Source organism: Actinoplanes sp. NPDC026619 (assembly GCF_040638295.1).
Taxonomy (GTDB): Bacteria; Actinomycetota; Actinomycetes; order Mycobacteriales; family Micromonosporaceae; genus Actinoplanes.
The window spans coordinates 37953-51395 of sequence record NZ_JBEZYA010000006.1 but is presented as its reverse complement, the minus strand read 5'-3'; the positions used below and the strand labels follow the sequence as shown (position 1 = coordinate 51395).

The window sequence follows — 13443 nt, the reverse complement described above, 5'->3', positions numbered from 1 at the left end:
GGCGCACGGTGACGCCGGCCCCCACGATCGAGGTACCGATGACCAGGTTCTCGCGTCTCCAGCGGCTGATCGCCGCCGGAGCAGGCGTACTGCTCGTCCTGCTCGGTGCCGGGCTCACGATGCCCGGCAGTGCCACCGCGGCCGTCCCGAGCACGACCGAACTGGCCTACTACGACGTCACGTCGCCGACCGCGACCGCCGGTGGGCCGGCCGCCGATGGTTTGGCCGCCGACCTCAACCGGCGCGGCTATGACGTGCTCGAAGGGCCGCTGACCAACGGCGTACCCATCCTGGCCTCGGAAGCCGACGCCCAGCGGTTGCGGCGCGGTGGCCTGACCGTGCGCTATGCCGGGCCGCTCTATCAGCCGGTGGATCCGTCGTTCGTGGCGGCCTCCGACACCTACTACGGCGGTTACCACACCGCGGCCGGGCACGAGGCGCACAACCAGTCGGTCGCCACCGCGCACCCTGACCTGGTCGTGCTGCGCACCATCGGCTCGTCGTGGCTGAAGACCCAGGGCAGTGGTGGCCACGACGTCCAGGCCCTGTGCATCACCAAGATCGCGACCGGTGACTGCGCGCTGAACACCAGCGGCTCGAAGCCGAAGTTCACCCTGATGGCGCAGATGCACGCCCGGGAGCTCTCCACCGGCGAGCTCGCCTACAAGTGGATCGACTACCTGGTGAACAACTACGGCACCAACACCGCCGTGACCAACCTGATGAACACCACCGAGCTGTGGGTCATCCCGATCGCCAACCCGGACGGCGTGGACATCGTCTCGTCGAACTCCACCAGCCCCGTCTCCCAGCGCAAGAACGCCCACACCAACGGCTGTTCCGGCACCGGCAAGGGCGTCGACCTCAACCGCAACTCGAGCTACCACTGGGACGTCAACCAGGGCACCAAGTGCAGCGAGACCTACCCCGGCGCCAGCGCGGCCAGCGAGCCGGAGACCCAGGGCATCCAGGGCTTCCTCTCGCAGATCTACCGCGACACCAAGCCCGCCGCCGACTTCACGGCGGCCACCACCGCCACCACCGGGACGTTCCTCACCCTGCACAGCTACGCCGAGCTCAACATTTATCCGTACGGCTGGACCAACTCGCTCGCGCCGAACAACACCGATCTCAAGACGATCGCCACGGCCATGGGCAAGTCCAACGGGTACGACGTGGTGCACGGCGACGGTGGCCTGAACTACTTCGCGCCCGGCGCGACCGACGACTGGATCTACGGCACGCTGGGCGTTCCCGGCTACACGATCGAGGTCGGCCCGAACGGATCCAGCTGCAGCGGCTTCTTCCCGAAGTACTCGTGCATGACGTCGTTCTGGAACCTCAACCTGCCTGCGTTCATGTCCCTGGGCACCGCGGCGGCCCGCCCCTACCCGACCGGAAGCTGATCTCACCCGAGCCGGGCCGGCGCCTGCCGGTCCGGCTCGACCCGGCGGATACACGCATCCTGATCACGGGGACGAGCGTTTAGCTCGGCGTGCGAATCTCTCAGCATGTCCGGCGCTTCGCCGTCGGCGGCGTGGCGGCTCTCGTGGCCTGCGCCGTCGCGCAGCCCGCCGTCGCGGCGGTCGGTCAGACCGTCCGGGCGACGCCCTCCTTCAACGGCTCGGTCTACGCGATCGCGTACCGCGGCAACACCGTCTACGTCGGCGGATCTTTTACCAGCACCAGCGTGAACGGCCGCACTGTCGCCCGGGAGCGGCTCGCCGCGTTCGACGCCAGCACCGGCGCGCTGCGTGACTGGGCGCCGCGGGCCGACGACACCGTCCGCGCGCTCGCGGTCTCCGACAGCTCCGTCTTCGCCGCCGGCGAATTCGGGCAGATCTCCGGTCGCAGCCGCGATGCGGTTGCCAAGATCGACGCCGGCACCGGTGCGGTCTCCTCCTTCCGGCACAGCGTCGACGGCAGCCCGCGGGCTCTCGCCGTCGGCAACGGGCGGCTCTACCTGGCCGGCACGATCAGCGGGGTCGACGGCGAGGACCGGTCGCGACTGGCCGCGTTCTCGCTGGACGACGGCGAGCTCGACGACGACTGGACGCCCAGCGCGGACGACACCGTCTACTCGCTCGCCTACCGGAACTCCAAGGTCTATCTGGGCGGCGCCTTCCACAAGGCCGGCGACGTACGCTCCACGCTGCGCCTCGCCGCGGTCGACGCCACCAGCGGCGACGTCGACGAGAGCTTCCGTCCCTCGGCCCCCGCCGTCGTCTACTCGATCGCCACCGACGCGAACGGCGTCTACGCGGCCATGGGCGGACCGGGTGGCCGGGCCGCCGCGTTCACCAGCACCGGCAGCACCCGCTGGAGCCAGGTCTTCGACGGTGACGCCCAGGCGATCGCCGTGCTCGACGGCACCGCCTATGTCGGCGGGCACTTCGACCGGGCCTGCACCAGCAGCTCGGTCGGCGCGCACGGCACCTGCCGGGAGGGCTCGGTGTCCCGGGTCAAACTGGCCGCGGTGCGCGGCGACGGCTCGCTGAGCGACTGGGCGCCGCAGGCCAACGGCATCGCCGGCGTTCGCACGATCGGAGTCGACCGGGAGCACGGAACGGTCGCGGTCGGCGGTGACTTCACCACGATCGGCGGTCGTTCCCAGAAGCGCTTCGCGTCCTTCGGCTGATGCGGCGCGTAATCCTGGTCGCGGTGGCGCTGGCCACGATCGGCCTCCTCGGCTCGTCGGCGGGCGCCACCACGATCCCCTTGCCCACGCCGTCCCCCTCGCCTTCGCCCCCGGCAATCCCGGACGTCGTCCACTACAACTTCGACGGTATGGCGCCGCTCGCCGACGTCACCGGGAACGGGCACGACCTGAGCCCGGTGGCCCGGCACGGTGGGTCGTTGAGCACGGTCGCGCACGCCGGCGGCAGCGCCCTGACCTTCCCGGAGCCCTGCCACGACGAGCCGTGCCCGCGGATCGCGCTGCGCACAGTCACCTCGGACGATCTCAACCCCGGCCGGCGCGACATCCGCTTCGGGGCGTCGGTCCTGCTGGCCGGCAACGAGACCACCAAGGGCGAGAACGTGCTGCAGAAGGGCTATTCGGCTCGGGGCAGCCAATACAAGCTGCAGATCGACGGCGCCGCCGGCCACCCCAGCTGCGTGCTGGTCGACGACGAGGATCCGGAGATCCACGTGGCGATGAGCACGGTCGGCGTGGCCGACAACCGATGGCACTCGCTGGAGTGCCGGCGGGCCGGCTCGGCACTCATCATCCTGGTGGACGGCGTGCGTTCGGGCCGCACGATCGTGCCGCCGGATCTGTCGATCGACAACCGGATCCCGTTGAGCGTCGGTGGAAAGGGCTCGTTCCGGGACAACGACCAGTTCCAGGGGACGCTCGACGACGTGTGGGTGCAGATAGCGCCGTTACTGGGGAAGTGAGCGCTTGCTGATCACCTGCACCTGACCGAACCAGGTGGCGATGTCGACCCGCACCTCGGGTGTGCCCGGCACCCGAGGCACCGGCGCCAGCCGCAGGTCATGGTTGGAGAAGACGACCGCGCCGGTCAGGTCGACCTCGACACCCTCCGGCACGATGACCGTGATCTGACCGAACAGGCACAGCCCGCCGATCTCGATGGTGCTCTCGCTGGTCAGCACCTCACGCAGGTCGAGCGTGGTCGCCCCGAAGAACGTGCGCAACCACAGCCGCGACGACCGCAGCCGCCACCGGCCGCGCCGCTTCGTCTCACTGAAGATCGTCGTGACGCTGTCGATGCTCTGCGCCGACCCGACGATCGGTGTGACGGCCATGCCGGCGGTCGCCAGCTCCAGCTCCTGCCCGGTGTTGGCGGCCCAGACCGCCCCGACCCGCACGCTGAACTCTTCGAGCGTCAGGCGCCCGTCACCACAGGCCCGCTGCAACAGCTCGGCGGCCCGCTCACGCTCATGGTCAGAAGGCGGCATCGGTACGGGTGTGCTCACGGACGCCGACGTTAGCCCTTCAAGGCCTCTCCCGCGGCCCCCGCCAACCCCGATCAAACCCTGATTTCCCGGCGTGCGGGCGGCCGTAGGCTTCGAGGAAAAGTTCTGCTGAGCGGCAAAGTTTTCCTAGATCGCCGGGTTTTTCGAAGACCGAAAAACCCGCGTCTTGTGGCAAACTTTTACCGTGATGCCAACTGGCGGGGAAAACTTGCTGTCCGCGTCGGCCAGGCTGCTGGCGCAGCTGCTTCCCGACGACGCGATGGAAGTCGTGCCGGTTTCCCGTCCGGACAGCGGTGCCGACGCCGTCTGGGAGATCCGCGCGCGTAAAGACCGGGGTCAGCTGTTCGTGCTGATGTTCAACCGGTTCATCCCGAGTGACGTCGACGCGATTCGGGACGTGCTGCCTCAGTCGATTCTGGTGGTCGCCCCCTGGATCAGCCCGCGCTCTCGGGACCTGCTGGTCGAGCGGGGGTTCAACTACCTCGACCTGACCGGCAACGTGCGGGTCCGGATTGCCCGGCCGGCGGTCTACCTGCGCGTCGACGGCGCCGCGAACGACCCCCAGCCGCCGGTCAAGCGGCCGGTGCAACTGCGCGGGGCCGGGATCAACGCCCTGGTCCGCACCTTGGTCGACTTCGCTCCGCCCTACAAGCTGGTCGAGCTCGCGGCGACCAGTGGGCTGAGCAACGGATATGTCTCGCGTGCCCTGGCGGCGCTGGCCGACGAGCGGCTCATCCGCCGCGCCCCCCGAAGCCGGGCGGTCACCGAGGTCGACTGGTCGCGGCTGCTGATCGCCCGTGCGGAGAACTACTCGCTCCTCAAGAGCAACAGCTGCCGCACTTACCTCGCCCGCACCGGTCCGAACGCCCTGCTGCGGCAGCTGACCGGCGACGACCGGGCGGTGGTCACCGGCAGCTTCGCGGCCCAGCCCTACGTTCAAGTGGCCGCGCCGACCCAGCTCACCCTCTACGTCCCGGACGCCGACGCCTTCGCCGCGCAGCACACCCTCATGCCCACCGACCAGGGCGCGAACGTGATCCTGCTGAGCGCTTCGGATTCGTCTCAGCTGGTCCGGGCCCGAAAGGCCGGCGACGGCACGTTCTATGTAGGACTGTCACAGCTTGTGCTCGATTGCCTGGCCGGCAACGGCCGCCTCCCCGAGGAGGGAAGCGCTTTGCTCGAATGGATGGCCGACAATCCTTCGGCCTGGCGCACGGATCAGATACCTGGTCGTACGTAAACTGGTCTCATGACCACCCCCGATCCTCTCTACGTCGCCGCTCGTCGGATTCTTCTCGACGCACTGCAGACCCTGGGCGAACACCGGAACGCCGTTGTTCTGGTCGGTGCCCAGGCGATCTACCTCCAGGTCGGCGACGCCGACTTCGAGGTCACGGTTGCCCCCTACACCACCGATGCCGACCTGGGGCTCGATCCGGCTCTGCTGGGCCCGGACCCGAAGATTGTCGAAGCAATGGGCGCGGCCGGCTTCACCCTCAAGGTGAAGTCCGGCGGCGGCATCGAGCCCGGCATCTGGCAGGCGCGAACCACGGTCGAAGGCACGCCGACCATGGTCTCCGTGGACCTGCTGGTTCCGGAGCAACTGGCGACTGGCCACGGTCGCCGAGACGCGCGCCTTCCGGACCATGGCAAGAACGCCACCCGCTGGACCCCTGGAATTGAAGCGACTGTCTATGACAACACCGAGATGCCGATCGTCAGCCTGGAGCCGGACCGGGATCCCCGCCGGACCACGATCCGTGTCGCAGGTCCCAGCGCGTTGCTGATCGCCAAGAGCCACAAGATCGCGGATCGGATCGCCGACGGCGCACGCGGTCGCGGACACCGGATCAAGCCGAAGGACTGTGCTGATGTCATCCGGCTCATGCGTTCTCCGGTAACCCCGGCCGCCGTCGGCGCGCGCCTGGGTGAGCTCGCCGAACATCCGGCCTGCGCCGCGAACGTACCGCGTGGCGTCTCACACCTCGTTGCCCAGTTCGGGCGGCCTACCAGCGTCGGCGTCGAGTTGGCCGTCCAGTCGCTGGCCGGTGCGCTGCCGGAGGATCAGATTCGGGCGCTCGCACCCGCCTATGTCGACGAGCTGCTCACGGCTTACCAGGGCGTTGGCTGACGCTTTTGGGGGGCTTTTTCTCAACCCAATGGCAACCGAGTCGATAGAGCTGCCGTGTGGGGACGCGGAGGTGGGCGGCGGGCGGCGCGGTCGAGTTCGCGGCTGTTTGCTACCTATCTTTTGGTCAGCCTGTTGCCGCTGGGGGCGCTTGCCACACTGCTGCTCAACGGCGGGCGGGTCGACGCCACCAAGCAGGGGCAGGACCAAGGCATGGCGCAGGCGGCGGTCATCGCCGAGATGGCGGTTGCGCCGGCGCTCGATGATGCCGACCTGACGCGTGGGCTCACCGAGGATGAGCGGGAGTCGCTGGCGAAAGCCACCGACCTGGCGCTCTACCACGGTTCGGTGCTGCGGATGCGGCTGCGCAACTTCGCCGGCCAGGTCGTCTACTCCGATGACGGGTCGACCTCGGGTGGGGTGCCGGTCTCCGATCCGGCGTTCCAGTCGGCCTCGGTCGGGTCGGCGAAGGCCAGCCTGGTCGCGGATGATTCGGCGGCCGGTGGGGTGATCATCCGGGTGTTGCAACCGGTGTTCGCGCGGGCGTCCGGTGAAGGCGTCGGGGTGCTCGAGCTCTATCTGCCCTACGACAAGATCGCGACGCGGGTGCACGAGCAGATGCGGGTGACGTACTGGCGGCTCGGTGTTGGGCTCGGGGTGCTTTATCTGGCGCTCGGGCTGATCTCCTGGTCGACGACGCGGTCGCTGCGGAAGTATGCCGCTCGGCAGGAGCACGAGGCGCTGCACGACGGTCTGACCGGGCTGCCCAACCGGGAGGCGTTCCGGCAGCGGGCCGCGGCGGCGCTGGCGGCGGGCCGGCGGGACGAGAGCGGTGGCGCGGTGGTGGTGGTCGACCTCAACCGGTTCAAGGAGGTCAACGACACCCTCGGGCATCACGCGGGCGACGAGCTGCTGCGGGTGATCACGGCGCGGTTGCGGAGCGGCCTGCGGCCGCAGGACACGGTGGCCCGGCTGGGCGGTGACGAATTCGCTTTGATTCTGCCGGGGCTGGGTGCTGATGGCGTACGGGATCTGCTGGAAGCTCTCCGTGCTGTTCTGACCAGCGAGATGGTGCTGGACGGAGTGCCGCTGGCGATCGAGGCGAGTTTCGGGATCGCGTTGTATCCGCAGCACGGCGACGACGTGGAGGTGTTGCTGCGCCACGCGGATGCGGCGATGTACCAGGGCAAGCGGGGCACTGCCGACATCGTCGTCTACGCCGGTCAGCGGACCGCGCAGCCGACGCAGTGGCTGGTCGTGCAGGCCGAGTTGCGGCACGCCCTGGAGCGCGACGAGCTGGTGCTGTTCTACCAGCCCAAGGTGCGCCTGTCCGACGGCGCGATCTGCGGGGTGGAGGCGCTGGTGCGCTGGCAGCACCCGGAGCGCGGCCTGTTGCCGCCGGCCGCGTTCCTGCCGGCGGCCGAGCAGTCGGGTCTGATCGAGCCGCTGACCGCGTGGGTGCTGCGGCGGGCGCTGGCCGACCAGGCGGCGTGGATGTCAGTGGGCCGGGACTGGACGGTGTCGGTGAACGTGTCGGCCCGCAACCTGAGCGCCGCCGACTTCGCCGGGATGGTGGAGCCGCTGCTGGACGAGTTCGGCACGGTTCCGGGCCGGCTGATCCTGGAGATCACCGAGACCGCGATGGTCGAGGACGCGGACGCGGCGATGGCCGCGATCCACCGGCTCGTCGGCCGCGGTGTGGGTTTCTCGTTGGACGACTTCGGCACCGGTTACACGAGTCTGGCCCGGTTGCGCGGGGTGCCGCTGGTGGAGTTGAAGATCGACCGGACGTTCGTGGCCACGGTGCTCGACGAGCCGGAGAACCAGGCGATCGTGCAGCTCGACCAGGCGCTGCACGACTCGCTGCCGCAGGCGGTGCGCGACCGCGGTGCCATCCGGTTCGTCACCGACGCCAGCTACGCGCCGATGGAGTCGTTCGCGGCGGACGGCCGCACCATCATCGGGTTCGAGCCGGACCTCGCCGACGCGATCGGCAAGGTCCTCGGCGTCCGGGTGGAGATCGTCACGGGTTCGTTCCAGACCGCCCTGGACAAGGTGGCCGACGGCACCTATGACGGGGTGCTGTCGGCGATGACCGACACCGTGGACCGGGAGAAGAAGGCCGACTTCGTCGACTACTTCGCGGCCGGCTCGTCGATCATCGTGCAGCGCGGAAACCCGCGGGGTGTCGTCGACCTCGCCAGCCTGTGCGGGCAGGTCGTGGCGATCGAGAAGGGCACCAGCCAGGCCGATCTGCTGCACCGGTCGCAGAGCGCCTGCAAGGCCGAGCCGATGAAGATCAACGAGTACAAGACGAACGCGGACGCGCTGCTCCAGTTGCGGACCGGGCGGGCGGTCGCGGTGCTCAACGACTTCCCGGCCGCCGCGTTCCTGACCACCGACAACCGGTCCGCCAACTACTTCCAGCTGGCGTCGGCGCTGCAGTACGAGCCGGGCCTGTTCGGCATCCCGTTCGCGAAGAACAACAGTCAGTTGCGCGACGCGGTGAAGGGTGCGCTGGACCGGGTGATCAGCTCCGGGGCCTACGCCGACCTGCTGGAACGCTGGTCGCTGAAGAGCGGGGCGGTCACCAGCGTATCGATCAACGGCGCTGTCGCCGGTTGACGCTACACACGCGTGTAGTACGCTACACGCGTGAATAGCCAGAGCGATCTGACCGCGCGGGCCCGCATCCGGGACGCTGCGATCGAGCTGTTCGCCGAGCAGGGCATCGCCGGCGCCACCGTCCGCGACATCGCGCTCAAAGCCGGCGTCTCCTCCGGCTTGCTCCGGCACCACTTCGGTTCCAAGGAAGGGCTGCGCGACGCCTGCGACGAGTTCGTGATCAACGAGCTGACCGGCGTCCAGACCCGCTTCCTGGAGTTCCCGTCCCTCGAGCGGATCGAGCCGGCGTGGCTGCGCATGCAGCGTTACCTGATCCGATCCCTCGTCGACGGCTCGCCCACCGCCCAGGCCCTCTTCGACCGCCTGGTCGATTACGGCGAGCAGTGGGTGCGCAGCACCGATCTGAAGGTGGCCGACCCGCGGGCCTACTCCGCGGTCCTCTGCGTCATGAAGATGTCGATGTTCACCATGGGCGACCAGCTCACCCGGGTGCTCGGGGTCAACACCGCCGAGCCCGAGGGCTGGGGCCGGATGCTGTCCGCCTCTCTCGACATCTTCTCGCAAGCGCTGGTCACCCCCGAGCAGGCCGACCAATTGCGCGGGGCAATTGAGCGGTTCCAGACCCCCGAGGAGCAGCCATGACCGAGGCCATCGACGCCGAGGGATTGATCAAGCGGTTCGGCAAGGTCGCCGCCCTGGATGGGCTCGATCTCCAGGTCCGCACCGGTGAGGTGCACGGCTTCCTGGGGCCGAACGGCGCCGGCAAGACCACGATGATCCGCATCCTGTTGGGGCTGATGCGGCACGACGGCGGCCGGGTGAGCCTGCTCGGCGACGATCCGTGGGGGCACGCCACCGAGCTGCACCGCCGTTTGGCGTACGTGCCGGGCGACGTCACCCTGTGGCGCAACCTGACCGGCGGCGAGGTGATCGACCTGCTCGGGCGGCTGCGCGGCGGGCTCGATCCGGCGCGCAAGAAGGAGCTTGTGGAGCGGTTCGAGCTCGACCCGCGCAAGAAGGGCCGCACCTATTCCAAGGGCAACCGGCAGAAGGTCGCGCTGGTGGCGGCGCTGGCCTCCGATGTGGAGCTGCTCATCCTGGACGAGCCGACCAGCGGTCTCGACCCGTTGATGGAGGAGGTCTTCCGCGAGGTGATCCTGCAGGAGAAACGACGTGGCGACCGCACCGTGCTGCTCTCCAGCCATATCCTCGCCGAGGTCGAGGCGCTCTGCGACCGGCTCACGATCATCCGGGAGGGCCGGACGGTGGAGACCGGCACGCTCGACGACCTGCGTCATCTGACCCGCACGTCGATCCAGGCCGAGCTGGCCGGCCCGCCCGACGGCCTGGCCACCATGCCGGGCGTGCACGGCTTCCGCACCGAGCACGGCAAGGTCCGCTTCGAAGTGGACACCGACGCGCTCGAGCCGGCCCTGCAGAGCCTGGTCAAGGTGGGCGTGCGCAGCCTGGTCAGCCAGCCGCCGACGCTGGAGGAGCTGTTCCTGCAGCAGTACCAACGGGGCGACGGGAAATGACCGGCACCGGCAAGCTCATCCGCCTGATCCTGCGCCGCGACCGTGCCGTCCTGCCGCTCTGGGTGCTGGTGTTCGGCCTGCTTCCGCTCGCCTATTTCGCGTCGTTGGAGGGCATTTTCAAAACCGAGGCCGACCGGATTGCGTACGCATCGGCCAGTTCCGGCAACGCCGGGTTCGTCGCGCTGTACGGCCTGCTCAAGGGCGACTCGTTCGCGGCGATGACCGCCTGGCGGGCCGGGTTCGTGCCGGTGATGATCGGGCTGGCCGCGCTGCTCACCGTCATCCGGCACACCCGCACCGACGAGGAGGCCGGCCGTACCGAGCTGATCGGCGCGACCGTGGTCGGCCGCCAGGCGCAACTGGCCGCCGCCCTGATCACGACGAGCGTCGCCAGCCTGCTCGTGGGCCTGCTCACGTTCGCCGGCATGGCGGGCAAAAGCGGTGACACCGCCGGGTCGCTGGCGTTCGGCGCCGAGTTGGCGGTCAGCGGCCTGATGTTCGCCGGGGTCGCGGCGGTCACGGCCCAGCTCACCAGCAGCGCCCGGTCGGCCCGATCGCTCGCGGTCGTGGTGCTGGGCGTCGCCTACGCGCTGCGGGTCGGCGGCGACATCGCCGCCCTCGGTGACGGCGGCCCGAGCTGGCTGTCCTGGCTGTCCCCGCTCGGCTGGGTGACGCATATTTTTCCGTACGGGGGGACGAACTGGTGGCCGGTGCTGGTCGGGGTCGTGTTCGCGATCGCCGCCGTGACCGGCGGGGTCTACCTGCGGTCGCACCGCGACCTCGGCGACGGGACCTTCGCGGCCCGGCTCGGCCCGCCGGTGGCGCCGGCCTGGCTGGGCACACCCTTCGCCCTGGCCTGGCGGCTGCACCGCGGCCTGCTCATCGGCTGGACGGTCGGGCTCAGCCTGCTCGGCGTGATCTTCGGCGGGGTCGGCGGCAGCGTCGTCGACATCGCCAAGGAGAGCGAGAACGTGGGCGACCTCTTCACCCGGCTCGGCGGCGGCTCCGACCAGCTGGTCAACAGCTACTTCGCCGGCATCGCCGCGATCGTCGGGTTGATCGCCTCCTGTTACGCGGTGCAGGCCGCCCTGCGGATGCGTGATGAGGAGACGAGCGGCCACGCCGAGGCGGTGCTGAGCACGGCCGTCTCACGATCTGCCTGGGCCGGCAGCCACCTGCTGTTCTCGCTGCTCGGACCGGCGGTGGCGCTGCTCGCCGAGGGCGTGGTGACCGCCCTGGTCTCGCCGGACGGCAGCTTCGGCGGCATCGTCGGCAGCGCCGTGATCCAGTTGCCCGCGATCTGGGTGATCTCCGGGGTGACGGTGCTCCTGTTCGGCCTGATGCCGCGCTGGTCGCCGGCTGCCTGGGCGGCGCCCGCGCTCTGCCTGCTGATCCTGCTGGTCGGCTCGACCCTGCAGCTCGACCAGTGGTTCCTGGACATCTCGCCGTTCACCCACGTCCCGCACCTGCCGGGCGTGGAGGTCCCGGCGACGCCGGTGGTCACCCTGGTGGCGGTGGCGGTGGTGCTGGCCGCCGCCGGCCTGTTCGGCCTGCGGCGGCGTAACCTCCCGGATTAGGAGCGCTCGGCCAGCCGCTCCTCGTGGTCGAGCTCGCGCTCGAGCACCCGCAGCCCTTCGTCGGTGAGGTTGCCGGCGTCCCGCCACCGCAGCAGCTCCTCGCGCTGGGCGTCGATCACCTCGCGGCGCACCACCAGGGCGGCTTCGTACTGGGGCGACACCGGCACCTCGTCCGACTCGGACTGCTCGATCAGATCGAGCCGTCGGCGATAGCGCTCCAGCCGGATCGTCAGCTGCTTGCGCATGCTGTCGATGGCCTTGTCCTCGATGTGGTCGTGCTCCTCCTGCTTGATCTCGTCGAGCCGGTCGATCGCGGCCTGCACCGCCGCCGACCGGGCCTCGTTGCGCTCCCGGGCCAGGTCGGCCCTGTTGGCCCGCAGGCCGAGCCAGCGGACCAGCGGCGCGAAGGTCAGCCCCTGACCGAGCAGCGTGACCAGCACGACCACGAACGCGCAGAACTGCATCAGGTCGCGGTCCGGCACGTTCTCGTGCAGCGTGAAGATCGCCGCGAGGGAGATGACGCCGCGGGTGCCGGCCCAGCTGAGCGCCACGACCTCGCGTCTGTCGAGCGCCTGGTCCTCCCGCCCGTCGGATGAGCCGCCCAGCCGCGCGTGCATCCGGCTGGGCAGCAGCTGCGTGACCACCAGCCAGAGCGGCCGCAGGAGCAGGACGGCGCCGACCGAGATGGCCACCGCCATGACGATCGTGCTGGTCTCGTATTCGTGCAGGTGATCCACGACTTCCGGCAACTGCTGACCGATGAGCAGGAAGACGAAGCCTTCCAGGACGAAGTCGACGAGCCGCCACACCGCGCTGGTCTGCAGCCGGCTGGCGCCGGTGGAGTGGCGGGGCGCGTTGTGCCCGATGATCAGGCCGGCCACCACCACGGCCAGCACGCCGGAGACGTGGACACGCTCGGCGAGCAGGTAGGCCGCGAACGGGGTGGCCAGCGAGATCGCGTTGGCACTGATCGGGTCCTCGCGCAGGTTCCGCAGCAGTCGCACCGCGTAGGCGACGACCACACCCGCCACCACGCCGCCGGCCGCCGACATCACGAACCGGCCGATCGCGGTCGGGAAGGAGAATCCGTTGCCGTCCACCGAATCGACCGCGACGGCCAGGATGGTCAGTGCGGTCGCGTCGTTGAGCAGGCCCTCGCCCTGGATCAGGGTGATCAGGTTGCCGGGCAGGCCGGCCCGGCGCCCGACGGCGAGCGCGGCCACCGGGTCGGGCGGGGCGATCGCGGCGCCCAGCGCCACCCCGGCGGCCAGCGTCGCCCCGGCCACCCAGAGGTGGAAGCCGACGCCGACGAGCATCGCGGTGGCGAGCACCAGCAGCACCGAGAGGCTGATGACGATGCGCAGGTTGTGCCGGATGTCGAGCAATGAGGAGTCCAGCGCCGCGTTGTAGAGCAGCGGCGGGATCACCAAGGTCAGGATCAGCTCCGGGTTGAGCGGAATGTTCTCCCCGGGCAGGAAGGCATAGACGATGCCGATGATGGTGAGCAACGCGGCCGAGGGAAGCCCGGTCCGGCGGGAGACCCACCGGGTCGCCACGATGACGGCCACGGTTATCAGGACATAGAGCAGGATTGCCTCGAGATGGTGCACCTGCTCCATCTTTCTATGACGGGCCG

The 13443-nt window shown here is 69.6% G+C and carries 11 protein-coding genes; 9 read left to right on the top strand and 2 right to left on the bottom strand.

Translation table 11 applies throughout. From position 1 onward, the window contains the following. Positions 1–38: 38 nt before the first annotated feature. The 3 genes from AB0E90_RS15195 (at position 39) to AB0E90_RS15185 (ending at position 3399) form a co-directional block, all read left to right on the top strand. Positions 39–1406, top strand: coding sequence for a M14 family zinc carboxypeptidase (locus AB0E90_RS15195; RefSeq protein WP_360404547.1), 1368 nt, complete (start codon positions 39–41; stop codon positions 1404–1406). An 89-nt stretch (positions 1407–1495) separates the two neighbouring features. Further along, positions 1496–2638 (top strand): hypothetical protein, encoded by a 1143-nt coding sequence (locus AB0E90_RS15190; RefSeq protein ID WP_360404544.1) that lies wholly within the window; start codon positions 1496–1498, stop codon positions 2636–2638. Further along, entirely contained in the window at positions 2638–3399 is a 762-nt protein-coding gene (locus AB0E90_RS15185) for a LamG-like jellyroll fold domain-containing protein (protein WP_360404541.1), read from the top strand. The genes AB0E90_RS15190 and AB0E90_RS15185 overlap by 1 nt, the downstream gene beginning before the upstream one ends. Here the strand turns inward: AB0E90_RS15185 and AB0E90_RS15180 are convergent. Further along, positions 3385–3942, bottom strand: a complete 558-nt coding sequence (locus AB0E90_RS15180) for a DUF1707 domain-containing protein (protein ID WP_360404538.1) — start codon at positions 3940–3942, stop codon at positions 3385–3387. The genes AB0E90_RS15185 and AB0E90_RS15180 overlap by 15 nt on opposite strands. Positions 3943–4126: 184 nt before the next feature. Between AB0E90_RS15180 and AB0E90_RS15175 the strand changes: the two genes are divergently transcribed. From AB0E90_RS15175 to AB0E90_RS15150, 6 genes are read left to right on the top strand one after another with little or no spacing between them, the layout of a single operon-like run. Beyond that, positions 4127–5182 carry a hypothetical protein gene (locus AB0E90_RS15175; protein WP_360404535.1) on the top strand — a complete coding sequence of 352 codons (1056 nt, stop codon included), beginning with the start codon at positions 4127–4129 and terminating at the stop codon, positions 5180–5182. A 9-nt stretch (positions 5183–5191) separates the two neighbouring features. Then, entirely contained in the window at positions 5192–6073 is an 882-nt protein-coding gene (locus tag AB0E90_RS15170) for a hypothetical protein (RefSeq protein ID WP_360404532.1), read from the top strand. Positions 6074–6127: 54 nt separating this feature from the next. Beyond that, on the top strand, positions 6128–8695 hold the full coding sequence (locus AB0E90_RS15165; protein ID WP_360404529.1) for an EAL domain-containing protein: 2568 nt from the start codon (positions 6128–6130) through the stop codon (positions 8693–8695). A 30-nt stretch (positions 8696–8725) separates the two neighbouring features. Further along, positions 8726–9337 (top strand): TetR family transcriptional regulator, encoded by a 612-nt coding sequence (locus tag AB0E90_RS15160; RefSeq protein ID WP_360404526.1) that lies wholly within the window; start codon positions 8726–8728, stop codon positions 9335–9337. After that, positions 9334–10230, top strand: a complete 897-nt coding sequence (locus AB0E90_RS15155; RefSeq protein ID WP_360404523.1) for an ABC transporter ATP-binding protein — start codon at positions 9334–9336, stop codon at positions 10228–10230. Before AB0E90_RS15160 ends, AB0E90_RS15155 begins: the two co-directional genes overlap by 4 nt. Beyond that, on the top strand, positions 10227–11807 hold the full coding sequence (locus AB0E90_RS15150) for an ABC transporter permease (RefSeq protein WP_360404520.1): 1581 nt from the start codon (positions 10227–10229) through the stop codon (positions 11805–11807). The genes AB0E90_RS15155 and AB0E90_RS15150 overlap by 4 nt, the downstream gene beginning before the upstream one ends. Here the strand turns inward: AB0E90_RS15150 and AB0E90_RS15145 are convergent. After that, entirely contained in the window at positions 11804–13426 is a 1623-nt protein-coding gene (locus tag AB0E90_RS15145) for a Na+/H+ antiporter (RefSeq protein WP_360404517.1), read from the bottom strand. The two genes, AB0E90_RS15150 and AB0E90_RS15145, sit on opposite strands and share 4 nt — an antisense overlap. Between the last annotated feature and the right edge of the window lie 17 nt (positions 13427–13443).